The 23711-nt window shown below is 68.1% G+C and carries 23 protein-coding genes and 2 pseudogenes; 6 read left to right on the forward strand and 19 right to left on the reverse strand.

Going from position 1 to position 23711, the window contains the following annotated elements; all coding sequences use genetic code 11:
* Nucleotides 1-219 carry a pentapeptide repeat-containing protein gene (locus tag ACWDSI_RS13615; protein WP_449747570.1) on the forward strand — a complete coding sequence of 73 codons (219 nt, stop codon included), beginning with the start codon at nucleotides 1-3 and terminating at the stop codon, nucleotides 217-219.
* Here the strand turns inward: ACWDSI_RS13615 and smc are convergent.
* The 9 genes and pseudogenes from smc to rsmD all read right to left on the reverse strand — a co-directional run.
* Nucleotides 132-3743, reverse strand: a pseudogene (gene smc / locus ACWDSI_RS13620) (chromosome segregation protein SMC); the annotation flags it as partial. The gene ACWDSI_RS13615 and the pseudogene smc overlap by 88 nt on opposite strands.
* 76 nt (nucleotides 3744-3819) lie before the next feature.
* The gene (locus ACWDSI_RS13625) at nucleotides 3820-4107 is read right to left on the reverse strand and encodes an acylphosphatase (RefSeq protein ID WP_449747487.1); all 288 of its coding nucleotides are present in this window, start codon (nucleotides 4105-4107) and stop codon (nucleotides 3820-3822) included.
* A 1-nt stretch (nucleotide 4108) separates the two neighbouring features.
* Nucleotides 4109-4567, reverse strand: a complete 459-nt coding sequence (locus ACWDSI_RS13630; protein ID WP_449747488.1) for an OsmC family protein — start codon at nucleotides 4565-4567, stop codon at nucleotides 4109-4111.
* Between the two features lie 157 nt (nucleotides 4568-4724).
* Nucleotides 4725-5615, reverse strand: coding sequence for a bifunctional DNA-formamidopyrimidine glycosylase/DNA-(apurinic or apyrimidinic site) lyase (gene mutM / locus ACWDSI_RS13635; RefSeq protein WP_449747489.1), 891 nt, complete (start codon nucleotides 5613-5615; stop codon nucleotides 4725-4727).
* 8 nt (nucleotides 5616-5623) lie between these two features.
* On the reverse strand, nucleotides 5624-6331 hold the full coding sequence (gene rnc, locus ACWDSI_RS13640; protein WP_449747490.1) for a ribonuclease III: 708 nt from the start codon (nucleotides 6329-6331) through the stop codon (nucleotides 5624-5626).
* Entirely contained in the window at nucleotides 6328-6972 is a 645-nt protein-coding gene (locus ACWDSI_RS13645) for a YceD family protein (protein ID WP_449756845.1), read from the reverse strand. Before ACWDSI_RS13645 ends, rnc begins: the two co-directional genes overlap by 4 nt.
* Before the next feature lie 64 nt (nucleotides 6973-7036).
* The gene (locus tag ACWDSI_RS13650; protein WP_449747492.1) at nucleotides 7037-7873 is read right to left on the reverse strand and encodes a DivIVA domain-containing protein; all 837 of its coding nucleotides are present in this window, start codon (nucleotides 7871-7873) and stop codon (nucleotides 7037-7039) included.
* 140 nt (nucleotides 7874-8013) lie between these two features.
* Nucleotides 8014-8502 (reverse strand): pantetheine-phosphate adenylyltransferase, encoded by a 489-nt coding sequence (gene coaD, locus ACWDSI_RS13655; RefSeq protein WP_449747493.1) that lies wholly within the window; start codon nucleotides 8500-8502, stop codon nucleotides 8014-8016.
* On the reverse strand, nucleotides 8499-9062 hold the full coding sequence (gene rsmD / locus ACWDSI_RS13660) for a 16S rRNA (guanine(966)-N(2))-methyltransferase RsmD (protein WP_449747494.1): 564 nt from the start codon (nucleotides 9060-9062) through the stop codon (nucleotides 8499-8501). Before rsmD ends, coaD begins: the two co-directional genes overlap by 4 nt.
* Before the next feature lie 197 nt (nucleotides 9063-9259).
* On the opposite strand from rsmD, the gene ectA reads away from it, so the two are divergent.
* The 4 genes from ectA (at nucleotide 9260) to ACWDSI_RS13680 (ending at nucleotide 12531) form a co-directional block, all read left to right on the forward strand.
* Nucleotides 9260-9784 carry a diaminobutyrate acetyltransferase gene (gene ectA / locus ACWDSI_RS13665; RefSeq protein ID WP_449756846.1) on the forward strand — a complete coding sequence of 175 codons (525 nt, stop codon included), beginning with the start codon at nucleotides 9260-9262 and terminating at the stop codon, nucleotides 9782-9784.
* Between the two features lie 87 nt (nucleotides 9785-9871).
* On the forward strand, nucleotides 9872-11143 hold the full coding sequence (ectB, locus tag ACWDSI_RS13670) for a diaminobutyrate--2-oxoglutarate transaminase (protein WP_449747496.1): 1272 nt from the start codon (nucleotides 9872-9874) through the stop codon (nucleotides 11141-11143).
* On the forward strand, nucleotides 11140-11565 hold the full coding sequence (locus ACWDSI_RS13675; protein ID WP_449747497.1) for an ectoine synthase: 426 nt from the start codon (nucleotides 11140-11142) through the stop codon (nucleotides 11563-11565). Before ectB ends, ACWDSI_RS13675 begins: the two co-directional genes overlap by 4 nt.
* A gap of 42 nt (nucleotides 11566-11607) precedes the next feature.
* Entirely contained in the window at nucleotides 11608-12531 is a 924-nt protein-coding gene (locus ACWDSI_RS13680; protein WP_449756847.1) for an NAD-dependent protein deacetylase, read from the forward strand.
* Here ACWDSI_RS13680 and proB read toward each other — a convergent pair.
* From proB to rplU, 4 genes are all read right to left on the reverse strand, one after another.
* Complete coding sequence (proB, locus tag ACWDSI_RS13685) at nucleotides 12504-13619, reverse strand: glutamate 5-kinase (protein WP_449756848.1); 1116 nt, start codon at nucleotides 13617-13619, stop codon at nucleotides 12504-12506. The two genes, ACWDSI_RS13680 and proB, sit on opposite strands and share 28 nt — an antisense overlap.
* Nucleotides 13616-15079, reverse strand: a complete 1464-nt coding sequence (gene obgE / locus ACWDSI_RS13690) for a GTPase ObgE (RefSeq protein ID WP_449756849.1) — start codon at nucleotides 15077-15079, stop codon at nucleotides 13616-13618. The genes proB and obgE overlap by 4 nt, the downstream gene beginning before the upstream one ends.
* Nucleotides 15080-15215: 136 nt before the next feature.
* Nucleotides 15216-15479, reverse strand: coding sequence for a 50S ribosomal protein L27 (gene rpmA, locus ACWDSI_RS13695; RefSeq protein WP_449747501.1), 264 nt, complete (start codon nucleotides 15477-15479; stop codon nucleotides 15216-15218).
* A gap of 28 nt (nucleotides 15480-15507) precedes the next feature.
* Nucleotides 15508-15819 carry a 50S ribosomal protein L21 gene (rplU, locus tag ACWDSI_RS13700; RefSeq protein ID WP_449756850.1) on the reverse strand — a complete coding sequence of 104 codons (312 nt, stop codon included), beginning with the start codon at nucleotides 15817-15819 and terminating at the stop codon, nucleotides 15508-15510.
* Here rplU and ACWDSI_RS13705 point away from each other — a divergent pair.
* Nucleotides 15758-16591, forward strand: coding sequence for a hypothetical protein (locus ACWDSI_RS13705; protein WP_449756903.1), 834 nt, complete (start codon nucleotides 15758-15760; stop codon nucleotides 16589-16591). The genes rplU and ACWDSI_RS13705 overlap by 62 nt on opposite strands.
* A 134-nt stretch (nucleotides 16592-16725) precedes the next feature.
* Here ACWDSI_RS13705 and ACWDSI_RS13710 read toward each other — a convergent pair.
* The 6 genes and pseudogenes from ACWDSI_RS13710 to folC all read right to left on the reverse strand — a co-directional run.
* Nucleotides 16726-17988: pseudogene (locus ACWDSI_RS13710) on the reverse strand (Rne/Rng family ribonuclease); the annotation flags it as partial.
* A 1739-nt stretch (nucleotides 17989-19727) separates the two neighbouring features.
* The gene (gene ndk, locus ACWDSI_RS13715; protein WP_449747504.1) at nucleotides 19728-20144 is read right to left on the reverse strand and encodes a nucleoside-diphosphate kinase; all 417 of its coding nucleotides are present in this window, start codon (nucleotides 20142-20144) and stop codon (nucleotides 19728-19730) included.
* 58 nt (nucleotides 20145-20202) lie between these two features.
* Nucleotides 20203-20652: a hypothetical protein gene (locus ACWDSI_RS13720; RefSeq protein WP_449747505.1), complete on the reverse strand. Its 450-nt coding sequence runs from the start codon at nucleotides 20650-20652 to the stop codon at nucleotides 20203-20205.
* A 147-nt stretch (nucleotides 20653-20799) separates the two neighbouring features.
* A complete protein-coding gene (locus ACWDSI_RS13725) occupies nucleotides 20800-21684 on the reverse strand; it encodes an undecaprenyl-diphosphate phosphatase (protein WP_449747506.1) in 885 nt (294 codons plus the stop codon).
* A gap of 99 nt (nucleotides 21685-21783) precedes the next feature.
* Nucleotides 21784-22206: a DUF4233 domain-containing protein gene (locus ACWDSI_RS13730; RefSeq protein ID WP_449747507.1), complete on the reverse strand. Its 423-nt coding sequence runs from the start codon at nucleotides 22204-22206 to the stop codon at nucleotides 21784-21786.
* Nucleotides 22203-23654, reverse strand: coding sequence for a bifunctional tetrahydrofolate synthase/dihydrofolate synthase (gene folC / locus ACWDSI_RS13735; RefSeq protein ID WP_449756904.1), 1452 nt, complete (start codon nucleotides 23652-23654; stop codon nucleotides 22203-22205). Before folC ends, ACWDSI_RS13730 begins: the two co-directional genes overlap by 4 nt.
* Nucleotides 23655-23711 lie beyond the last annotated feature (57 nt).

Here is a 23711-nt window from a genome sequence, read left to right on the forward strand (position 1 = left end):
TTGGTTCTGGAAGATTCCTCGCTCGTCGGCACAGTCCTCGTCGGGGCAGTCCTCGTCGGCGCAGTCCTCGTCGGGGCAGTCCTCGTCGGCGCCGTCCTCGTCTGGGGCGTCGAACCCTCCGACCCGTCGGTTTCCGACACCGCGACGGGGATGTCCTGCCCGCGCAACCGTTGCGAGATGACCGTGGTGATCCCGTCGCCACGCATGCTGACGCCGTAGAGGGCGTCGGCCACTTCCATCGTCGGCTTCTGATGCGTGATAACGATCAACTGTGACCGCTCGCGCAGCTGCGCGAAGAGACTGATGAGTCGGCGCAGGTTGGTGTCGTCGAGCGCGGCCTCCACCTCGTCCATGACGTAGAACGGGGACGGGCGGGCGCGGAAGATCGCCACCAGCATGGCGACCGCGGTCAGTGACTTCTCCCCACCGGAGAGCAGTGAGAGGCGTTTGACCTTCTTGCCGGGCGGCCGCGCCTCCACCTCCACACCGGTGGTGAGCATGTCGCCGGGTTCGGTGAGCACCAGTCGACCCTCGCCGCCGGGGAACAGGGTGGCGAACACCTGCTCGAATTCGCGCTCCACGTCGGCGTAGGCCTCGGTGAACACCTGCAGGATGCGGGCGTCGACCTCCTCGACCACCGCGAGGAGATCCTTGCGTGCCGCCTTGATGTCCTCGAGTTGCGCCGACAGGAAGTTGTAGCGCTCCTCAAGGGCGGCGAACTCCTCGAGCGCCAGCGGGTTCACCTTGCCCAGGGTGTTGAGGTCCTTCTGCGCCTTGCGGGCCCGCGCCTCCTGGGTGGCACGGTCGTAGGGCATCGGTGCGGGCGCCACCACGAGGTCTCCGCGGGCCTTCGCCTGTTCGTACTCGGCCACCTCGAGGGCCGACGGCGGCATCGGGACCTCCGGGCCGTACTCGGCGATGAGGTCGTCCGGCGACATCGCGAAGTTCTCGAGGACCTGTTCCTCCAGTTGCTGGATGCGCAGCGCCGATTGCGCGCGGGCCACTTCGTCGCGATGCACCGCGTCACGCAGCACGTTGAGTTCTTGGGTGAGGTGCGTGGCCCGTTCGGTGAGTCCCTCCACCGTCCGGGAACGCTCACCCTTGATCCGTTCGAGCTCGTCGCGCCCGGCCTGCGCGGTGGCCACGGCCCGCACGAGACGCTCGGAGACTTCCGCCGCAGCCGCCGCGACATCGGCCGCCACCGCGGCGGCGGCACGACGCGCCTCGTCCTGGCGGCGGGCGCGCTCTCGCGCATCCCGCTCGCGTTGTGCCGCCCGGCGCAGCGAGTCGGCGCGACCGCGCACCGACGTCAGTCGCTCTTCTGCGGTACGAAGCGCCAGCCGCGCCTCCATCTCGCCGGTGCGGGCCGCGGCCACCGCCGCAGCGGCGGCCGTCCGCTCGTTCGCATGCCCGGCGTCGTCGGCGTCGGTGCCGGTGCCCGCAGCGGTCGCTGTCTCGTCGCGGTCCAGACGAAGCCGCTCACGTAGCTGCGCGAGGGTGTCGAGCATGTCGGCCCGGCCTTCTTCGGCCTTGTCGCGCTGTCGCGTCAGGCGTTCGCCCTCGGCCTCGGCGGCGCGGATCTCCTGGCCCAACCGGGCAAGGTGTTCATAGGCCGTGCCCACGGTGGCGTCGGACTCGTGCAGCGCGGCGAGCGCCTCCTCGGCGGCTTCGCGGCGTTCGCGCTGCTCCACCAGGGCTCCCTCGAGGGCCGCCGCGGTCTGTTCGCTGTTCCGGCGCGCCGCAGCGAGGTCGGCGGTCGCCGCGTCGATGGCCGACTGCACCTCCAGCATCGAGGGACGTCGCGACGAACCACCCTCCACCGAGGCGGGACCGATCCGGTCCCCGTCGCGGGTGACCGTGCGCACCCGGTGTTCGCCGGCCAGACGCAAACCCGTGGCGGCGTCATCGACGATCACGGTGTCGGCCAGCACGAGATCGACGGCCCCGCGGACCGACGAGGCGCACGACACCACCGTCGCAGCCCATCGGGCGCCGTCGGGCAACGTGACCTCTGGAGTGGCCGGCGTGTCCGGCAACCCGCCGAGGATCAGCGAGGCGCGACCGCCGTCGCCGCTCTTGAGCGCTTCGAGTGCCCGCACCGCGGCGAGTCCGTCGACGGTGGCGATGGCATCGACGGCCGGACCGAGCGCACCCGCGATCGCGGTCTCGAAACCCGGCTCGACGGTGAGCAGTTCCGACATCGGTCCGAGCAGACCGTCCGGCGCGTGCTCGATCAGCCAGGCGCCGCCGTCGTTGCGTTCGAGTCCCACCGACAGCGCCTCGATGCGTGCGGTCAGTGACGCGATCTGCTGTTCGGCCTCTCGTTCGGTTGTCTGCAGGGTGGCCACCCGCTCGTTCGAGAGGTTCAGCGCCGTCACGCAGCGTTCGTGGTGCTCGTCGAGACCCTGTTCGGACGCCTCGAGTTCACCCAGCGACGTTGTCACCGAATCCTGTTGCGCCTGAGCTTTTTCCGATCGCTCAGCGGCCGCCGCGATCGCCGCGGTCAGCCGAGCGGCCTCGGCCTCGATCCCGTCGGCCTTGGTCTGCAGGCTCTCCACCTGACCTTCGAGCCGGGCGAGTCCCTCGCGGCGGTCGGCCACTGCCCGGACCGCGGCCAGGTGCGCTCGTTCCGCCTCGGCGGCCACCTGTTCGCATTCCTCGAGTTCGAGTTTGGCCCCCTCGAGGTGTTCGGCGGCGTAGGTCGTCGCCTCGGCGAGTTCGGCCTCGGTCAGCGCAGCCTCCTCGGCCTGCCGCTCGAGGTCCTCCGGGTCGGGGCCGCTGGAGGTCACGGTCGGCTCGTCGAGGTAGCGGCTGCGTTCGGCGGCCACCCGACCGGTGGCGTCCACGCGCTCGGCGAGGGCCGAGAGCCGGAACCATGCCTGCCCTGCCTCCGCGGCGGCTGGGGTCACCTGTGCGAGGTGGTCGGAGTGGGCGGCCAGCTCGGCGTTGACCGCGTCGAGTTCGGCGGTCACCTCGTCCTGGCGGGTGCGGATCTCGTCCTCGACGGCGGTGTGCTCGGCCATCTCCGTCCGACGCGTCACCAGATCGTCGGCTGCCAGGCGCAACCGGGCGTCGCGCAGGTCCGCCTGCACGGTTTGCGCGCGGCGGGCCACCTCGGCCTGCCGGCCCAGCGGTTTGAGCTGACGACGCAGCTCGGCGGTGAGGTCACCGAGCCGGTCGAGGTTCGCCTGCATCGACTCGAGCTTGCGGACCGCCTTTTCCTTGCGCTTACGGTGTTTGAGCACGCCTGCGGCCTCTTCGATGAAGGCACGACGGTCCTCCGGGCGCGACTCCAGGATGGCGGCGAGCCTGCCCTGACCGACGATGACATGCATCTCGCGACCGATGCCCGAATCCGACAGCAGTTCCTGTACATCCATCAGCCGGCACGAGTTGCCGTTGATCTCGTATTCCCCGGCGCCGTCGCGGAACATGCGCCGGGTGATCGACACCTCGGAGTACTCGATCGGCAATGCCCCGTCGGCATTGTCGATCGTGAGGGTGACCTCGGCACGTCCCAGTGGCGGCCGGCCGGAGGTTCCGGCGAAGATGACGTCTTCCATCTTGCCGCCACGCAGCGCCTTGGCCCCCTGCTCACCCATGACCCAGGTCAGCGCATCGACGACGTTGGACTTGCCCGAGCCGTTGGGGCCCACCACACAGGTGATCCCGGGCTCGAACCGCAGCGTTGTCGCCGACGCGAAGGACTTGAAGCCCTTCAGGGTCAGGCTCTTGAGGTGCACGACCGTACAGACTACTCACCGGAGCGGATCCGCTGCCCGCTGCGGCTGATCAATCCGCCTCCGGCGGGGGTGAGTCTCAGCGTTCGGCGAATCCGTGCAGATCACCACGCGCCGGGTCGAATCGCTCCACGACGAGATCGACCCGACCAGGGGTGTCGGCGGACCGCAACCAACTCAGCAGGGCTTCGACGGCGTCCCGGGACCCCTCGGCCACCACCAGGACCCGGCCGTCGGACAGGTTGGTGGCCGATCCCACCAACCCGAGTTCGAGGGCACGCGATCGCGTCCACCACCGGAAGCCCACCCCCTGCACGTGTCCGTGCACGTAGGCGGTGAGCCGGGTCGGGGCCTGTTGACCGCTCATGTCACTCGGACTCGATCCGCAGATCCACGCTGGTCCCCGCCTTGAGCGTGCGGCCGACGGTGCACACCTGATCGACCGCGCGTTCCACCACCACCAGCAGCCGCTGGGCGGCGGCGGGATCGAGTTCGGACAGATCCACCTCGAGCACCTCGTCGAGATGCGGATACACCTCGTTGTCGCGGTCGGCGTCACCGGACACCCTGATGGTGGCGTCGTAGTCGTCGCCGAGGCGACGGGCCAGGGGCCGGTCCGACGACATTCCGGTGCACGCGGCGAGCGCGATCTTGAGCAGTTCCCCGGGCGTGAAGACGCCTTCGACATCCTGCGAACCGATGAGTACCTCGGCCCCCCGCGAACTCTTGCCGGTGTAACGCCGGGTCCCGGTGCGCTGCACCCACAGGTCGGTGTGCGCGGCCTCGACGGCGGGGGCGGTGGCTGTTGCGGTCGGGTCGGTGGTCATCGTGGCGACGACTCCTTCGTCTCGGTCTCGACAAGGCGGTGGGCGTGCGGGCCACCTGCTTCTGCAACCAACGCGGACAGGGCCGGATTGTTCCGGCAGGTCGCCCCGCTCAGTGTCCGGCAGGTCGCCCCGCTCAGTGTCCGGCAGGTCGCCCCGCTCAGTGTCCGGCGGGCCGCCGCTGGCATCGCGGACAATAGTAGGAGCTCCGGTTCATGAACTCCTCGCGCCGCATCGGGTATCCGCATCGACGGCAGGGGGCCCCGGCGCGGCCGTAGGCGTTCAGGGACCGTTCGAAGTAGCCCGACCTCCCGTTGACGTTGACGTAGAGCGAGTCGAACGAGGTTCCGCCCGCGGCGAGCGCATCGGTCATGACCGCGGTGGCGTCGTCGATCAGTTCGGCGAGTTTGGCCCGGGAGATTCCGTCGGTGAGGCGGGCGCCGTGCAGGCGCGCACGCCACAGCGCCTCGTCGGCGTAGATGTTGCCCACACCGGAGATCAGCGACTGGTCGAGGAGGGCACGTTTGATCTCGGTGTGCTTGGCCCGGATACGGCCGACCACGGCATCGCGATCGAAGGCGGGATCGAACGGGTCGGGTGCGATGTGGGCGATGGAGGCGGGCATTGCGTCCGACTCGCCGGGAAGCATGTCGTCGGCCGGCGCGTAGTCGTCCACATGCCACCCGCCGAAGGTGCGCTGATCGACGAACCGCAACTCGTTGCCGTCGTCGAGCGTCGCCCGTATCCGCAGATGGGTGTGATCGGGCGCGCCCACCTTCGCGATGAGCATCTGCCCGCTCATCCCGAGGTGGACCACCAGAGCCTCGTGGTCGCGGCCGTCGGGGGTCACCAGGTCGAGCCACAGGTACTTCCCGCGGCGCCGGGCGGCACCGATGGTCATGCCCGTCACCCTGCCGACCAGGTCGGGTGCGCCCCCGACCTGACGTCGCACCGCGCGCGGATGCAACACCTCGACGCCGGTGATGCGACGGCCGGTGACGTGCTGTTCGAGGCCGGCACGGACAGTCTCGACCTCCGGCAGTTCAGGCATCTGCTGGTTCAGGCACCGGGAGCCGAGGCACGCTCGGTGAGTGTCTGCCAGGCCAGCGCAGCGGCTTTCTGCTCGGCCTCTTTCTTGGTGCGGCCCACACCGTCGCCCACTTGTTCGCCGGCCACCACGGCATGCGCCGTGAACTCCTTGTTGTGGTCGGGTCCGGTGGACGAGATCTGATACTGCGGCGGCCCGTAGCCACGCTCGGCGGCCAGCTCCTGCAGCGAGGTCTTCCAGTCGAGGCCCGCACCGAGGTCGCCGGCCCTGTCGAGCACCGGATCGAACAGCGCGAGGATGATCCGCTGGGACACCTCCAGACCGTGCGCCAAATAGATCGCACCGAACAGCGATTCCAGGCCGTCGGCGAGTATCGAGTCCTTGTCACGTCCGCCCGTCATCTCCTCGCCCCGCCCCAGAAAGAGGTGACGGCCGAGGCCGCCGGGCCCCAACCCCCGGGCCACGTCGGCAAGCGCGTGCATGTTGACCACGCTCGCCCGGATCTTGGCGAGTTCGCCTTCGGCGCGGTCGGGATAGCGCAGGTAGAGGCGTTCGGTGATCACCACGCCGAGCACGGAGTCACCGAGGAACTCCAGACGCTCGTTGGTGGGCAGTCCGCCGTTCTCGTACGCATAGGAACGGTGGGTCAGGGCCAGCGTGAGCAGATCGTCGGGAATCGTGGCGCCCACGGCGTCGAGCAGATCGGCGGCGTCGGTCACTCCGGGCCCCGCGACTCTGCCTCTCCGGCCACCCGGTCGGTGTCGGAACCGGGAGACTGTGACGCGCCGTCGGCGGACGTGCCAAACCTCTCGGTCAGCGCCGCCCACCGGGGATCGATCAGCTCGTGTCCGTGCCCGGGTTCGGCGACGGCCAGTCGCACGCCACACACCGTGCACAGGCCGGGGCAATCGTCGCTGCACAGTGGCGACATGGGCAGCTCGAGCGCCACCGCGTCGATCACCGACTGTTCGAGATCGATGCGGTCGTCGGAGATGCGGTGGATGTCCTCGGCGTCGGAGGTCTGTTCGGTCTCGCTGTCGGGATAGGCGAACAGTTCGGTGAGGAACACCGTCACGGTGCCGTCGATCGGTTCGAGGCACCGTGCGCATTGTCCGTCGGTGTCACCGGAGACGGTCCCGGTGACCAGGACGCCCTCGGACACCGCCTCGAGCCGCATGTCGAGATCGACCTCCGAACCTGCGGGAATGCCGATCATCTCGACACCGATGCGCTCGGGAGTGACGACGGTGCGATGCACCTCCGACATCGTTCCGGGCCGGCGCCCCAGCGATCGGATGTCGAGGACGAAGGGATCGCGCTGCGATGCCGGCGCACCAGGATTCACTGCATTCTCGGCCACATCTGCACGATACGCCCGGGTTGCCGATTCGTCCGGTGTCGCGACACGCCCGTCGAGCGGCCGATCACACGGCCAGCGGCGAACCCTGGTCGCGGGTGTATCCGGCGCCCCGTGCCTGGTCGCCGTGGGTGCGGCGGCCTGCGGCTTCCTCGTCGACGCTGCGCGGATACTCGACGTAGTCGTGCATTCCCGCGCCGGTGCGAAGCTGATGACGCCCACGGTTCACCGAACGGAGGGTGCCGGTCAGGATCTCCTCGAAGTCGGCGAGCTTCTCGTCGACGTAGACGTCGCAATCGCCGCGCAGGCGGTCGGCCTCGGCGTGGGCGGCGTCGATGATCCGTTCGGCCTCCGACTTCGCGGCCGCGACCACCTCGGTCTCGGAGACGAGTCGCTGCTGCTCGGCGATGCCGTCGGCCACCGACTTGTCGTAGGTGCTGTTGGCGGCGTCGACGGTGCGCTGGGCCTCGGCACGCGCGCGACCGGTGACGGCCTCGAATTCACGCGCCGCACTCGTCGACAGGCGGTGGGCCTCACCGGTGGCGTCGTCCACCAGAGACTTTCCGTGCGACGACGCCTCATCGACCATCCGGTCGGCCTGGGCCTTGGCGTCGGCCAGGATGCGGTCGGCCTCGGCACGAGCGTGTGCGAGCACGGCCTCGGATTCCGAATCGGCCTTGGTGATGACGGTGTCGGCGTGGTCCCGCGCGTCACCGATCAGCGTCTCCCGCTGGTCGAGCACGTCTTGGGCGTCGTCGAGTTCACCGGGGATCGAGTCCTTGATGTCGTCGAGCAGCTCGAGCACGTCACCCCGCGGCACCACACAGCCCGCGGTCATCGGGACGCTGCGAGCCTCCTCCACAATCGCCACGAGTTCATCGAGAGCCTCAAATACCCGGTACACAGCTACCCCAATCCGGCGCCTGCCATCTGCTCGTGTGCGGGACTCTTGTCCCATCTGAAACTGATGTGACCATTGTGCCGAATGAGGTCGCTGTGATTGAGGAGGATGATGAGTTGGGCGTGTCGCGCGTGACTCTTGTGTCAGGCGTTGCGTTCGCCGCCCAGGTTGGCCAGCAGCCGTTCATGGATGTGCGGCGACAGATACGGAGACGCGTCGCCACCGAGTTTGGCCACCTCTTTCACCAGCGAACTCGACACGTGTGCGAAGCGTGGATCGGTCAGCAGAAAGACGGTTTCGACGTCGGCGAGTTCCCTGTTCATCTGCGCCATCGGCGTTTCGTAGTCGAAGTCGATCGCCGAGCGCAGTCCCTTGACCAGCACATGGATGTTCTCGTGGGTCAGGTAGTCCACCAGCAGCCCGGTCCACCGGTCCACCCGCACGTTCGGCAGGTCGGCGCAGTCCTGCTCGATCAGCGCGATACGTTCGTCCACGCCGAACAGGCCGCGCTTGTTGGGATTGACCACCACGGTGATCACCACGTCGTCGAAGCAGCCTGCGGCGCGTTCGACGACGTATCGGTGTCCCCGCGTGAACGGATCGAAGGAACCGGGAATCGCGGCCGTTGTCATGGCGTAAACCTACCCACGTCCACGCGGGTGTCCCCATAGGTTCGCGACAGCACCTGCTCGTACACGTCGGGCCAGGTGACCGCGTCGCCGCGCACACCGCGCTCCACCACCACCAGCGCGTCCGGTGCCAGCCAGCCCGCCGCGAGGCGACGCAGGTCGTCGTCGACCTCGGGCGCGCCGAGTGCATACGGCGGATCGGAGAAGACGAGGTCGATGCGTTCGTCCGACGACGGTGCGGTGGCCAGGAATGCCGACACCGCGCCGGTGACCACGCGTCCGCGGCCGACGAGGCCGAGATCGCGCAGGTTGCCGGTGACCACGCGTGTCGCCTGCCGCCGGTTGTCGACGAAGGTGGCCGACGCCGCACCGCGGGAGAGCGCTTCGAGGCCGAGTGCCCCCGATCCCGCGTAGAGGTCGAGGACACGGTCGCCGGTGAGATCGGTCCGTGCGGTCAGCACGTTGAACAGCGATTCGCGAACCCGATCCGACGTGGGGCGCGTTCCCGCATCGGGCACACGCAGCCGACGTCCCCCGTGCTCTCCGGCGATGATCCTCGTCATTCGGACCATTGTGCTCGGCGGTGTGATCGTCGGGCCCCGGCACCGCCGCCGAACGTGACCCGCATCGACGCCCGGCCGCAGGCTGACGTGATGCGTGTCACAATAGTGGACTGAACTGGGCAAAGCGCCGCATATTGATGTCCGATTTGCCCAGCCGGGTGACTCCGCCGAAACGCGTTGTTAACGTCGCAAACGTTATGAGCCCGTCTCTCGCCAGCATGTCCTCGCCCGCCCTCACCGTCAGTTGCCGCATGCCCGCACGCAGCGATGCCACCCGACTCTGGGAGATCGCCGCGGACTCAGCGGTTCTCGACGTCAACTCGAGCTACTCCTATGTGCTGTGGTGTCACGACTTCGCGGCCACCTCCATCGTGGCCGAAGTCGATGGCCGCCCAATCGGTTTCGTCACCGGCTATCGCCGGCCCTCCGAACCGTCGACACTCATGGTCTGGCAGGTGGCCGTCGACGATTCCCACCGCGGACACGGCATCGCCGCAACGATGCTGCACCAGCTCCTCGACCACGTCGAGAGCAGCTGGATGACGGCACTGCACACCACGATCAGTCCTGACAACGTTGGCTCACAACGTCTTTTCGCGTCCGTCGCACGTGACCGGGGACTCCGACTCACGCGGCGCGAACTGTTCGGCGCGAGCGACTTCCCCGACTCGCACGAGCGCGAAGACCTGTATCTGCTCGAACCGGTGACCGTCGCACGCTGACGGGTCGGTCACCACGCCGGCCGCCGCTCAACGTCTGCGCGGCACCGAGTTCCTTCAGCACCAAACTTCCACATCGGAGGATTCTCCATGAAGTCAATCACCACAACGATCGACGACTCGACGTTCACCGACAACGAATCCGAGGTTCGCAGCTACTGCCGCAACTGGCCGACGGTGTTCGGCCGCGCACGCGGCTCCTGGATCACCGACATCGAGGGACGCGAGTACCTCGACTTCTTCGCCGGTGCCGGAGCACTCAACTACGGGCACAACAACCCCATCCTCAAAGAGGCGCTCCTGGAATACATTTCCGGCGACGGCATCACTCACGGCCTGGACATGGCGACCGTGGCCAAGGGCCGGTTCCTCGAGACGTTCCGGGACAAGATCCTGGCTCCGCGAAATCTCGACTACAAGGTGCAGTTCCCCGGCCCGACCGGGACCAATGCCGTCGAATCGGCACTGAAGCTCGCCCGCAAGGTGACCGGACGTGAGTCGATCGTCAGCTTCACCAACGCCTTTCACGGCATGACGCTGGGATCGTTGTCGGTGACCGGCAACTCGATGAAACGCGCCGGAGCCGGTGTGCCGCTGGTGCATTCGACTCCGATGCCGTTCGACCACTATCTCGACGGCACGGTCGAGGACTTCAGCTGGTTCGAGCGGGTGCTCGACGACTCCGGCAGCGGCCTCAACACGCCGGCGGCGGTGATCGTCGAGACCGTGCAGGGCGAGGGTGGCGTGAACGTCGCGCGCGCGCAATGGTTGCGGGGTCTGGCCGATCTGTGCCGCCGCCGCGACATCCTGCTCATCGTCGACGACGTGCAGATGGGCTGCGGCCGGACGGGCGAGTTCTTCTCGTTCGAGGAGGCCGGCATCACGCCCGACATCGTCACGCTGTCCAAGTCGATCAGTGGGTACGGCCTGCCGATGGCCCTGGTCCTGATCCGCCGTGACCTCGACGTCTGGGCGCCGGGCGAACACAACGGAACGTTCCGCGGCAACAACCCGGCTTTCGTCACCGCGACCGCGGCCATCGACCAGTTCTGGTCGGACGACGCGCTGACCCGCGACGTCCACCGCAAGGGCCGTCAGATCGACGAGGTGTTCTCCACCCTCGCCGCGCGGCACCAGGGTCTGTCGACCCGCGGCCGGGGCATGGTTCGGGGACTGGTGTTCGACGAGGCGACGTCGGCGGCCAAGGTCTGCGCGCATGCCTTCGGCTCGGGACTGCTCGCCGAGACGTCCGGACCATCCGACGAAGTCGTCAAACTCCTTCCGCCACTGACCATCTCAACCGAAGAACTCGATCGCGGACTCGGCATTCTGGTCGATTCCGTGGAGGCGGTGATCGCATGATCGTTCGCACCACCGACGAGATCACCGGCACGGAGCGAGAAGTCGCCGACCCCAAGGGGAATTGGGTGTCCAAGCGCATCGTGCTCGGGGGCGACCGCGTGGGATTCTCGTTCCACGAGACCACCATCAACGCCGGCAGCGTCAACGAGTTCCACTACGCCAACCACGTCGAGGCGGTGTGGCTCGTCGAAGGCGAGGGGACACTTCTGGACCGGGAGAGCGGCGAGACCTATCCCCTCGGTCCGGGCACCATGTACCTGCTCAACGGTCACGAGCGGCACACGGTGACCGCCGAGACACAGATGCGCATGCTGTGTGTGTTCAATCCGCCCGTCGTGGGGACCGAGGTACACGACGAGAACGGCGTGTATCCGCTGGTCACCGTGCCCGAACAGCCCAACGGCAGGCACGCGGAAGCCTGAGCGCGCCACGGCGGCACGGCATTCTGCCCTACCCTGGAAAGGGTGCGCACGCGGTTACAGATCGGCTGGACACCGGCCGAACCGACCCCGCTCGACCCGGATCTCGACGACCGGATCGAGCGACTGCGGCGTGTGCTCGACGGACGCCGGATCGTCGCATTGACCGGCGCGGGCATCTCCACCGACTCGGGCATCCCCGACTACCGCAGTCCCGGCGCCCCGGTCCGCACGCCGATGACCTTGGAGATGTTCTTGTCGTCGCCGCAGTTCCGGCGTCACTACTGGGCACGTAATCATCTGGGGTGGCGGCACATGGATGCCGCCCGCCCCAATGCGTCGCACCTTGCGCTCACCGACCTGCAGCACAATGGTCGCCTGAGCACCGTGATCACCCAGAACGTCGACATGCTGCACACAAAGGCCGGCACCCGCGGAGTGATCGAACTGCACGGATGCTACGGGCGGGTGCGGTGCCTCGACTGCGGCGCGGTGATGTCCCGCCGGCGTCTCGCCGAGGTGCTCGAGGTGCTCAATCCCGGATTCGCCGACCGAGTGGCCGGTCGCGGTGCCATCGAAGTGGCCCCCGACGCCGACGTGACCCTCACCGACACCAGCGAATTCGTCGTCGCCGACTGCGCAGTGTGTGGCGGTGTCCTCAAACCCGACATCGTGTACTTCGGCGAGAACGCGTCGAAAGACGTTGTTCAGCAGGCATTTTCCGTCGTCGACGAGGCCGACGCAGTTCTCGTGATCGGGTCGTCGCTCACGGTGATGTCCGGTCTTCGTTTCGCCCGACACGCGCACCGCACGGGTAAACCGCTGGTCGTCATCAATCGCGGCGCCACCCGCGCCGACGACATCGCCGAACTCAAGATCGACCACTATTGCGCAACGGTGTTGCCCGCATGGAGTTCTCGGCTCACGCAGGTGACCGAGGACTACAGCGCCACCAGGTCGTCGGCGTGAATCACCGGCCGATGTAGTTCCGGTGGCAGTTCCGACGTGGATCGACCGACCATCCGGGCCACGTCGGAGGAATCGTAGCTGCTGACGCCCCGGGCGCGGACCACGCCGCCGGTGTCGACCAATTCGACCACATCGCCGTCGTAGAACGGTCCGCGCACACCCACCACCCCTGCGCCGAGCAGAGAGCGGCGCCTGCGCGACACCGCGGTCACCGCACCCTCGTCCAGCATGATCTGCCCACGCGCGTCGGCGGCGTGCCGAACCCAGAACCGCCTGGCCGACAATCGTTCTGCCCTGGCGGCGAACACCGTGCCCACCGAGGCGTCGGCGAGCGCCTTGTCGGCGTCGGACGCCGCGGCGAGTAGCACCGGCACGCCCGCATCGGCCGAAAGCCGTGCCGCGGCAAGCTTGGACGCCATACCGCCGGTGCCCAGTACGCCACCGGATCCGGCGATCACACCGTCGAGGTCGTCGGGTCCGGTGACCTCAGGGATCAGCCGCGCGCGCCGGCCGTCGGGACCGACCGTGCGGGGATCGCCGTCGTAGAGGCCCGTGACATCCGACAACAACACCAGTGCGTCGGCTCCCGCCAGGTGCGCCACCAGCGCGGCGAGGCGATCGTTGTCGCCGAAGCGGATCTCGTTGGTGGCCACCGTGTCGTTCTCGTTGACCACGGCAACCGCGTGCAGGGTGCGCAACCGGTCCAGGGTCCGCTGCGCGTTGGCGTGGTGTGCGCGATTGGAGATGTCGTCGGCGGTGAGCAGCACCTGGCCCACCGTGCGTCCGTAGCGGTGGAACGAGGTGCCCCAGGCGTGCGCGAGCGCGAGCTGCCCGACGCTCGCCGCCGCCTGCTTAGTGGCCAGATCGGTCGGGCGCCTTTTGAGTCCCAGCGGTGCGATGCCTGCGCCGATCGCGCCGGAGGACACCACGATCACGTCGGTTCCGGCCCGCATCCGCGCTTCGAGCGCATCGGCCAGCCGGTCGAGACGGTCGCGGTCGAGGCCGTGATCGAGGTCGGTGAGGGCCGACGAGCCGATCTTGACGACGATGCTGCGGGCACCGGCGATCGATTCGCGGACGTCGCTCACAGCTCGTCGCTTTCGGGGTCCTCGTGCAGGCCGCGTCGCACCCGACGGGCCTCCTTGCGCTCTGCCGCGCCCACCCGCTCGGAGCAGTCGAGGCGAATGTCGGTGCCGCGTCCGGTGATCGGGACGTCGTCGCCCATCGGAGTGGTCGGCTCCCAATCGAAGGTCATCTCGCCGATGGTGACCGGCGCGCCGGGCTGCGCGCCCAGACGGACCAGTTCGTCCTCCACGCCGAGTCGATTGAGCCGGTCCGCCAGATAGCCGACGGCCTCGTCGTTCTCGAACTGCGTCTGCGCAATCCAGCGCTCGGGTCGGGTACCGCGAACGATGAACCCGCCGGGGGTGGCCGGATCGGGGACCACCGTGAAGCCGGAGTCGTCGACCGCCTTGGGCCTGATGACGGCGCGTCGCGCAGCGGGTTTCGGATGTGCCGCACGGTATTCCGACACCATCGCGAACAGCGCATTGGTCAGCTCTTTGAGCCCCTGGTGGGTGACCGCAGAAATGCGGAACACCGGCCAGCCGCGTGCGGCGAGTTCGGGTTCCACCAGATCGGCGAGTTCGGCCGCATCGGGCACGTCGATCTTGTTGAGGATGATCACACGTGGCCGTTCGGCGAGATCGCCGAGTCCGTGATCGGTGTCGAGGGCGGGCTGGTAGGCGGCGAGTTCCGCCTCGAGCGCGTCGATGTCGGAGACGGGGTCGCGGCCGGGTTCGAGTGTGGCGCAGTCGACCACGTGCGCGAGCACGGCACAGCGTTCGAGATGGCGCAGGAACTCCAGACCGAGTCCGCGGCCGGTGGACGCGCCGGGGATCAGGCCGGGCACGTCGGCGATGGTGAAGACCCCACCAGGTGTCTGCACCACACCCAGATTGGGGGCGAGCGTGGTGAACGGGTAGTCGGCGATCTTGGGTTTGGCCGCCGAGAGCACCGACACCAGCGACGACTTGCCCGCCGACGGGAATCCCACGAGCCCCACGTCGGCAACCGATTTCAGTTCGAGCACCAGGTCGCGGTGCTGCCCCTCCTCGCCGAGCAGCGCGAAGCCCGGCGCCTTGCGCGCCCGCGATGCCAGCGCGGCGTTGCCCAGTCCGCCGCGACCGCCCTGCGCGGCGTCGAACGTCGTTCCCTCCCCCACCAGATCGGCGAGGATGGTGCCGTCCGCGTCGAGTACCACGGTGCCGTCGGGTACGGCGAGCACCAGGTCTTCTCCGTTGGCACCGTCGCGGTTGTCGCCCATTCCGGGTTTACCGTTGCCGCCTTTGGCGTGCGGGCGGAAGTGGAAGTCGAGCAAGGTGTGCACCTGCGGGTCGACGACGAGGCGCACCGATCCGCCGTTGCCTCCGTTGCCGCCGTCGGGTCCGCCGAGCGGCTTGAACTTCTCCCGGTGCACCGACGAACAGCCGTGGCCCCCGTTGCCCGCGGCGACGTGAATGGTCACCCGGTCGACGAACCGCGACATGACGTCCTACTTCCCGGCCGCCTGCGGCGACCACGTTGTGGTCAGAATTACCCGACCAATAGCAACAGGGCGGGCCGGGTGCGTATGCCCCTGCCCGCCCTGTGATGAGAGCTCATGCTCTCGAAGGTCCGCTCGGTCAGGCCTGAGCGGTCTCCGGAACGATGTTGACGGTCTTGCGACCACGCTTGGTGCCGAACTCCACCGCGCCCGCCTCGAGGGCGAACAGGGTGTCGTCGCCGCCACGGCCGACGTTGACGCCGGGATGGAACTTGGTGCCGCGCTGACGAACGAGGATCTCGCCGGCGCTGACCTGCTGTCCGCCGAAGCGCTTCACACCGAGCCGCTGGGCGTTGGAATCACGACCGTTGCGCGAGCTGGACGCGCCCTTCTTGTGTGCCATGTGTCAGTCCTCCTGAAAAAGTCGGAAACTACTTGATACCGGTGACCTTGAGGACCGTCAGCTTCTGACGATGACCCTGGCGCTTGTGGTAGCCGGTCTTGTTCTTGAACTTGTGGATGCGGATCTTGGGGCCCTTGACGTGCTCGACCACTTCGCCGGTGACAACGATCTGGGCCAGCTTGTCCGCGTCGGTGGTGAGCGTCGACCCGTCGACGACCAGGGCCACGGGCAGGCTCACGGTGCTGCCGGGCTCGCTGTCGATCTTCTCGACCTTCACAATGTCGCCCTCAGCGACCTTGTACTGCTTACCGCCGGTCTTGACGATCGCGTACGTTGCCATCGAAGCTGTCCTCTTACTCATCATCTCGGGCTCGTGGCGCGGTTGTCGCGCACGAGCGTTGTGGGTGTGTGCGTCCCGGTGTGGGCCGCACGGCATCGAGCTGTTCAGCCCGGGATGCTCACGGTTCACACCAGAGGGCCTGTCCGCTGGTCTCGAGAACCGTGCATCGTTACCGGCACAGCTCGAACCCGCCGCGGAAGGCGACCAAACAAGATTACGGGACCGGTCGCCGTCGGGTCAAACTCGCTCCCACCATGTCCTGGCTGGTCAATCCTCCACCGGAGGACCCGCGGGCCGCCCTGCGGTGCGTCGCCGTGGACGCCGCCGCACCGCCACCGGCGCCGTCTCGGTCGAGACCGGGCCGAAAGTGGTGAGCGGCTGGGCGGGCGCCGGACTGGTCACCGAAACCACTTCGGGGGACGTCGTGGTCGGAGACGCGGCACGTCGCACTGCCCGCCGACGGCGTTTCACCGCGCCGGTGTCGGGCACGCTCGACCCGGTGTCGGGCACGCTCGACGCGGTGTCGGGCACGCTCGACCCGGTTTCGGGCACGCTCGACCCGGTTTCGGGCACGCTCGACCCGGTGTCGGGCACGCTCGACCCGGTGTCGGGCACGCTCGACCCGGTGTCGGGCACGCTCGATGCGGTGTCGGGCACGCTCGACTCCGTTTCGGGCACGCTCGAGTCGGTGTCGTGGGAGTGGGCGGCCATCGCCCGGAACATCGGGTGTTCGGACGGGTTGTGCGTGGGGGCGGGTTTGGGCTCGGGCTGATCGTTCTTCTTCTTGCCGCGCCGCGACCGCTTGGACCCCGAACCATCGGCACGGTCGGTGTCCTCGGTCCGGATCTCCACGGGACTCGAATGAACGATGATCCCGCGGCCACCGCAGGTGGTGCAGGTGGTCGAGAACGCCTCCAGCAGGCCGGTGCCCAACCGCTTGCGCGTCATCTGCACCAGCCCGAGGGAGGTGACCTCCGACACCTGATGGCGGGTGCGGTCCCGGGCGAGCGCCTCGGTCAGGCGACGCAACACCAGGTCGCGGTTCGACTCGAGCACCATGTCGATGAAGTCGACGATGATCATTCCGCCGATATCACGCAGCCGCATCTGCCGGACGATCTCTTCGGCCGCCTCGAGATTGTTGCGGGTGACGGTCTCTTCGAGGTTGCCGCCCGATCCGGTGAACTTGCCGGTGTTGACGTCCACCACCGTCATGGCCTCGGTGTGCTCGATGATCAGCGTGCCGCCCGAGGGCAGCCACACCTTGCGATCGAGCGCCTTGGCGAGTTGTTCGTCGATGCGGTGCACCACGAACGAGTCCGGGGCGTCGGCGTGCGGACGCTCGAATCGCTGCACGCGGTCCATCAGGTCGGGCGCCACGGAACTGACGTAGCCCTCGACCAGGTTCCACGCCTTGTCACCCTCGACGACGAGTTTCTTGAAGTCCTCGTTGAACATGTCGCGGACCACCCGCACCAGCAGGTCGGGTTCTTCGTAGAGCGCGCGCGGCGACACAGAGCCGGAGCCCTTCTTCACCTTCTGGAAAGCGTCGTCGATGGACTTCCATTGGTTTTCCAGGCGCTCGATGTCGGCACCGAGATCCTCGGCGCTCACGCCCTCGGATGCGGTACGGATGATCACCCCGGCATCCTCGGGCACCAGCTTCGCCAGCACCTGCTTGAGCCGTTTGCGTTCGACGTCGGGAAGCTTGCGGCTGATGCCGGTCGACGAACCACCCGGCACGTAGACCAGATACCGCCCGGCCAGCGAGATCTGAGTGGTCAGCCGGGCACCCTTGTGACCCACCGGGTCCTTGCTCACCTGGACGAGCACGTTGTCGCCCGGCTTGAGTGCCTGCTCGATCTTGCGGGAGCCGCCGTCGAGTCCGGCCGCGTCCCAGTTGACCTCGCCGGCGTAGAGCACCCCGTTGCGGCCGCGGCCGATGTCGACGAAGGCGGCCTCCATGCCCGGGAGAACGTTCTGCACGCGGCCGAGGTAGATGTTGCCGACCATCGACGACGACGTCTCGGTGGTGACGAAATGCTCGACGAGAATCCCGTCCTCGAGCACAGCCACCTGGGTGTAGTCCTCGATCGGGGTGGCGTGGGCATGACCGTCGCCGGACGGCTGGGCGAGAAGGTTGTTGGCGCTGCGTTCGCGCACCACCATCACGCGGTCGACGGCCTCGCGACGGGCCAGGAACTCCGACTCGCTCAGGATCGGCGGGCGGCGACGTCCGGCGTCACGGCCGTCGCGGCGGCGCTGACGCTTGGCCTCGAGACGTGTGGAACCGGAAATGCCCTGAACCTCGTCCCTGGCGCGCTTGCTCCGGGGTTCGCGCTCGTGCACCACGGTGTTCGGCGGATCGTCGGGCGAGCCCTCTTCGGCCTCGGCACCGCCCTTGCGGCGACGCCTGCGGCGACGACGCTTCGACGACGAGCCCTCCCCATCGGCCTCATTACCGTCTGCCGAGCCGTCTTCATTGGTGTCCGACGAATCGCTCTGCTCATCGTCGGTGTCGGCGGAGTCCGCGTCGGCGCCCGCCTTCGACGGCTTCTTGCGTCGCTTGCCCGACGGTCGCGCAGGCGAATCGCTGCTCTCGTCGCGCTCATTGTCCGACGAGTCGGCGCCGCTCTGCTCGCCCGCGTCACTCTCCTGGTCGTCGCCGGAGTCGGTGCGCTCGTTCTGGTCCCCGCGCCCGCGCCCGCGACCCCGGCGTCCCCGGCGACGTTTGCGGTTGCGGCCATTGCCCGACGAGTCATCGTCGGTGTCGGTGTTCTCCGCCGCGGATTCCGCCTCGTCGCCCTCGACCGTCGCCTTCTGTTGCGACGGCTTCTCCTGTGGCGCCCTGTCCTGGGACTCTGCCTTCTGCTGATTGGGCTTCTGCTGATCGGGTTTCTGCTGGTCCGGCTTCTGCTGGTCCGGCTTCGCGGCGGGCTTGGTGGCCGCAGCCACCTCGGCAGCGGTCGGTTGCAGGAACAACGGGCTCGCCGCGGCATCTTCGAACGCCTGCGGTGGCACCGGTTCGGGCACCTCGATCGCCGAGAACAGCGACGGCGCGTCGGCGGTCTGCGGGGTGGATGTTTCCCCACCATCTGCCGGCGACACCTCTGTTGAGGCGTCCCCCGCGGGTGACGCCGGGGAAGATGTGTGCGCTGGTGCATCGGAATCTGGCTGCGCTGGTGCGTCGGAATCTGCCCGCGCAGGAGCCTCTTCCACCGCGACGGCCGATTCATCGACCTCGACGTGGTCGCGCACCCGGGCAGCCACCGCCTGCGCGACGTCGCGTTCGACGCTCGACTGCGGGCTGCGTGAGTGCCAGCCGAGTTCGGCGAGGTGGGCGAGCACCTGCCTGCTGGTCAGCCCCAGGACGCGGGCGAGCGCGTGCACACGGAGCTTGCTGGGAAAATCTTGTGCCGGATCCGACGCTGCGTTCGCGTCAGCCGGCGACCCGTTGTCGGTCACTCGTGTCTCCTCGAACCCCCGGGCGCGTCAATCTCCGCGGCCACGCGAGGGTCTGTCGTGTGTCCCGGTCCGTGCGGACCGGTGTTGTGTGGTCTGCGCGCCCTCGCCGCTCGGTGATCTGCGACTGCGAAGCGCTCTTGCTGGGTGACGGGGTCCGTTTCACCGTCCACGCCATCTCCGGTGGTCGCGGCCCGACGAGCACTGAGCTCGCCGACGACGTCGACTCATCGGCATCGATGGGGAAGGCTGCGTACCGTGGCGAATGCCGATGTTGTCGGCGACCTCGCCCCGGATACCGGGCTCCATCGGTGTCCTCGCGAACAAAGTGTGTTCGCGATAACTGGACAAGTATCCCACACCGCGGGTTGCTTCCCGCAAGCTATGCGTGATTGCGCGCGGCGGCGGCGTTCGGGTGCCGCCGCGCGAGCGGTGTCCCGAGTCGGTCAGCGCTCGAGCGCGGGGAACCAGAGGGCGATTTCGCGCTCGGCCGATTCCGGCGAATCCGAGCCGTGCACCAGGTTGTTCTGCGTACTCAACGCGAAGTCGCCGCGGATCGTCCCGGGGACGGCCTTCTCGACGGGGTCGGTGCCACCGGCGATCTGCCGGAATGCCGCGACGGCGCGCGGCCCCTCGAGAACCGCCGCAACCAACGGTCCCGAGGTGATGAACTCCAGCAACGCGGGATAGAAGGGCTTGCCTTCATGCTCGGCGTAGTGGCCGCGCGCGACGTCGTCGCTTGCCGTCTTGAGTTCCATGGCCACCAGGGTGAGGCCCTTGCGTTCGATCCGGCTGATGATGTCTCCGACCAGGGCTCGGGCGACGCCGTCCGGCTTGATGAGTACGAGAGTCCGTTCAGTCACGAGCACACTGTATCGACTCGTTCACCGCGCCGGGCTACGACGGCGCGGGTTGAATCGATCATCGAGGGCAGTACTGTTCCGCGACCGGAAAGAATCCGTAGTCGAACAGGTTGCCCGGCGTGGTCTGCGGGCTGACGACCACCTGAAGACATGCGCCCGGAGTGGCCACCGCTGCCGCCGTCGCCCGATCGAACTGCGCCGCGAACGCCAGGTTGGCCGCCCGGTAGGTGGCCGGAACGGGCAGCGCGGCGACGGCCTCGGGCATCTTCATCGTCGCCACCCGCTCGGTGATGCCGCGCGTGGCGAGGTAGCTGTACCCGCCCGGTGGCGTCGGCATCGGAACACCCACCTCGGGACCTTCGGACACCGTCGGCGCCGGGGGCGCTGCTTCCGTAGCGCCGACGCCGACGAACAGCGCGGCGGACCACGCGGCCGCGATCACGAGCAGAGCCGGCAGGCGGCGAATTGTGCCTCGGCTGGGCTGACGAACGGCAATCGCGGCGCTCACACGGCTCCTCGGGATCGGCATCGGTGAACCCGAGAACACAGACAAATACGACCCCCGGGTGTGCGTATTGTCACAGACTCCGGCCCGGCGGGGAATCCCCCACGGGTAACGGTTGCGCACCGGATCTTCGATGGCGGCAACTCGCGCTCAGGCGAAATGAACGATGCTGATCCCGCCTGCGATGAGGCAGTAGACGACGAACGGATAGAGCGTCCGGGTGTGGAAGTACTTCGCCAGAAACGCGACGGCGGCCAGTGCGGCCAGGAACGCGCACAGCGATCCGACGAGGACCTGCCCGCCGATGCCCTGACCCTCGGGGCCGAACAGTTCGGGGATCTTGAGCACACCGGCAGCGAGGATCACCGGCGTGGCGAGGAGAAAGGCGAATCGCGCGGCATCTTCGTGATCGAGTCGACGCAACAGGCCCGCCGAGATCGTGACACCCGAGCGCGAGATGCCCGGGAAGAGGGCGAGGATCTGCGCGCTGCCGATACCCGCGCCTTCGGCCATCGTCAGATCCGTTGCGGCCCGGTCGTTGTCCGAGAGCGAGTGCCGACCCGCCGCCGATCTGCGGCGGCGCAGCAACTCAGCGGTCAGCAGTACGAGTCCGTTGAGGAACAGGAACACCGATGCCGCGAGCGGCGTGGCGAACAGCACCCGAAGGGGTTTCTCCGCGAGAAGACCCACGATCCCCACGGGGATGGTGCCCGCGATGATGAGCCAGGCCAGCCGCGCGTCGTCGGTGTCGACGCGCCGGCGGCGCACCGATGAGATCAGCCCGGTGACGATCCGCACCCAGTCGCGCCAGTAGAAGATGATCAGCGCAACGGCCGTGGCCACGTGCAACGCCACGACGAACGCCAGGAACGGCGTGTGACCGGCAGTGGCGGACTCGGTGACGAGTCGTTCCCAGTTCCCCCCGAGCCACGCCGGAACGAGAATCGAGTGACCGAGACTGGACACGGGGAACAGTTCGGTGACGCCCTGCAGCAGGCCCATCACCACCGCCTGCGGATAGGTGAGGTCACTCATACGGCTACTCGACTCGCGATCACGCCCGCCACTGTAGCGAATCCCGTTGTGCCGCATGAACTCCGACAAACCGCATGTTGCCGGGCAAAACCGGCACGCTCAGCCGTCGATGGGTTGCTGTCCGGGTAACTGGCCGCGCTCGATCCGCCGTTCCACGTCGATCTTGATGTAGCGGATGTAGAGCCAGACGAACAGGAAGATCACACCGATCACCGCGATGGACCAGTGGAACACTCCCCCGGCGATCACCAGGATCTGTAGGCCGAGGTCGAGTCGCAGCGCTCCCGGCCGGCCCTGCCGCCCGGCCGCGAGGATCAGCAGCACGGTCACCACGGCGAGGTAGCTTCCCGACACCCAGGTGATGCCGTTGCCCACCCGCGCCACGATGGGAAACGTCAGGATCATCACGATGACCTCGAGGATCAGGGTGCCGGCCATCACGCCGCGCAAACCTTTCCACGGGTCGTTGACCGGCGGGGTGAATCGCTGTGGCGCCGTGGCGTTCTCGTCGGGAGAGCTCATGCGGGGTCCTTCCCGAACAGGGTGCGCCCGGCACCGGCGGTCACCACCGAACCGGTGATCACCACGCCCGCACCCGACACCGGTTCGCCGTCGGATTCCTCGGCCAGGCCGATCGCGGTCGCCACCGCATCGGGCAGGAACGGTTCCACCGCGACCCGCTCCTCACCGAACACCTCTCGGGCGATCTCGGCCAGCGTCTCGGTGTCCAGTGCGCGCGGCGACCCGTTGTTGGTGATGACCACCTGGTCGAGCACCGGTTCGAGTTCGGCGAGCACGCCCTCGGCGTCCTTGTCGCCGAGTACACCGACCACCCCGACAAGCCGGCGGAAGTCGAATTCCTCCGCGAGTGCCCGCGCCAACGCGCGGGCACCGTGCGGATTGTGCGCGGCGTCGACGAACACCGACGGGGCGCTGCGCACCCGTTCGAGGCGCCCCGGACTGGTGACCGATGCAAATCCCGTGCGCACCGCATCGACGTCGAGTTGCCGGTCGGGTCCGGCGCCGAAGAACGCCTCCACCGCGGCCAGCGCGAGCGCGGCATTGGCCGCCTGGTGCTCGCCGTGCAACGGAAGGAAGATCTCGTCGTACACGCCGCCGAGTCCCTGGATGCGTAGCAGTTGTCCACCGACCGCGGTGATCGTGTCGAGAACCGCGAACTCCGAATCCGCGCGCGCGACGATGGTGCCCTTGTCGACGGTTTCGCGCAGCAGTACATCCATCACCGCGGGCGGCTGCGGCGCCAGGATGGTCACCGGGTCGGTCACCACCAGATCGTCCTTGGCGCGCTTGATGATCCCGGCCTTCTCCCCCGCGATGGCGGCCAGCGAATCACCCAGATAATCGGCGTGGTCCATGGCGATCGGGGTGATCACGGCCACCGTCGCGTCAACCACGTTGGTGGCGTCCCAGCGTCCACCCATCCCGGTCTCGACCACGGCCACGTCGACCGGGGCCTCGGCGAAGTAGGCGTAGGCGATCGCGGTGAGCACTTCGAACTTGCTCATCCGCGGTCCGCCCGCGGCCGTCGACGAATCGTCGACCATCGTGATGTACGGCTCGAGGTCACGATAGGTGTCGACGTAGGCCCGCGCGCCGATCGGATGGCCGTCCACCGCGATCCGCTCGGTGACGCGTTGCAGATGCGGACTGGTGTATCGGCCGGTGCGCCGATGCAGCGCGGTCAGCAGGGCGTCGATCATCCGGGTGACCGAGGTCTTGCCGTTGGTGCCGGCCACGTGAATGGCCGGGTAGGCGTGCTGCGGCGATCCGAGCAGATCCATGAGCGCCGAGATTCGGGTGAGTGACGGTTCGATGCGCGTCTCGGGCCACCGCGTGTCGAGTTCGGCCTCGAGGTCGGCGAGTTCGGCCAGATCGGCCGGACCGTCGGTCACCAGCAGGGGCGGCTCGCCTTGCGGGTCGTCGTCGGTCAGCAGCGAGGCCAGATCCATCGGATCGGGCTCCACGTCGTTGCCCTCGAACCCGGCGATGTCCTCGGCGGTGAAGAT

The sequence above is a fragment of the Gordonia sp. NPDC003429 genome, assembly GCF_053588575.1.

Excerpts from the sequence above, each read along its gene's own strand:
- ectA (WP_449756846.1), top strand. The coding sequence starts at position 9,260 with ATGAGCCCGTCTCTCGCCAGCATGTCCTCGCCCGCCCTCACCGTCAGT.
- ACWDSI_RS13725 (WP_449747506.1), bottom strand. The coding sequence starts at position 21,684 with ATGAGTGACCTCACCTATCCGCAGGCGGTGGTGATGGGCCTGCTGCAG.
- ACWDSI_RS13730 (WP_449747507.1), bottom strand. The coding sequence starts at position 22,206 with ATGAGCTCTCCCGACGAGAACGCCACGGCGCCACAGCGATTCACCCCG.
- folC (WP_449756904.1), bottom strand. The coding sequence starts at position 23,654 with ATGGATCTGGCCTCGCTGCTGACCGACGACGACCCGCAAGGCGAGCCG.
- rpmA (WP_449747501.1), bottom strand. The coding sequence starts at position 15,479 with ATGGCACACAAGAAGGGCGCGTCCAGCTCGCGCAACGGTCGTGATTCC.
- ACWDSI_RS13625 (WP_449747487.1), bottom strand. The coding sequence starts at position 4,107 with ATGAGCGGTCAACAGGCCCCGACCCGGCTCACCGCCTACGTGCACGGA.
- rsmD (WP_449747494.1), bottom strand. The coding sequence starts at position 9,062 with ATGACGAGGATCATCGCCGGAGAGCACGGGGGACGTCGGCTGCGTGTG.
- ACWDSI_RS13705 (WP_449756903.1), top strand. The coding sequence starts at position 15,758 with ATGTCGCCCTCAGCGACCTTGTACTGCTTACCGCCGGTCTTGACGATC.
- ACWDSI_RS13675 (WP_449747497.1), top strand. The coding sequence starts at position 11,140 with ATGATCGTTCGCACCACCGACGAGATCACCGGCACGGAGCGAGAAGTC.
- obgE (WP_449756849.1), bottom strand. The coding sequence starts at position 15,079 with ATGTCGCGGTTCGTCGACCGGGTGACCATTCACGTCGCCGCGGGCAAC.
- coaD (WP_449747493.1), bottom strand. The coding sequence starts at position 8,502 with ATGACAACGGCCGCGATTCCCGGTTCCTTCGATCCGTTCACGCGGGGA.
- mutM (WP_449747489.1), bottom strand. The coding sequence starts at position 5,615 with ATGCCTGAACTGCCGGAGGTCGAGACTGTCCGTGCCGGCCTCGAACAG.
- ectB (WP_449747496.1), top strand. The coding sequence starts at position 9,872 with ATGAAGTCAATCACCACAACGATCGACGACTCGACGTTCACCGACAAC.
- rplU (WP_449756850.1), bottom strand. The coding sequence starts at position 15,819 with ATGGCAACGTACGCGATCGTCAAGACCGGCGGTAAGCAGTACAAGGTC.
- ACWDSI_RS13630 (WP_449747488.1), bottom strand. The coding sequence starts at position 4,567 with ATGACCACCGACCCGACCGCAACAGCCACCGCCCCCGCCGTCGAGGCC.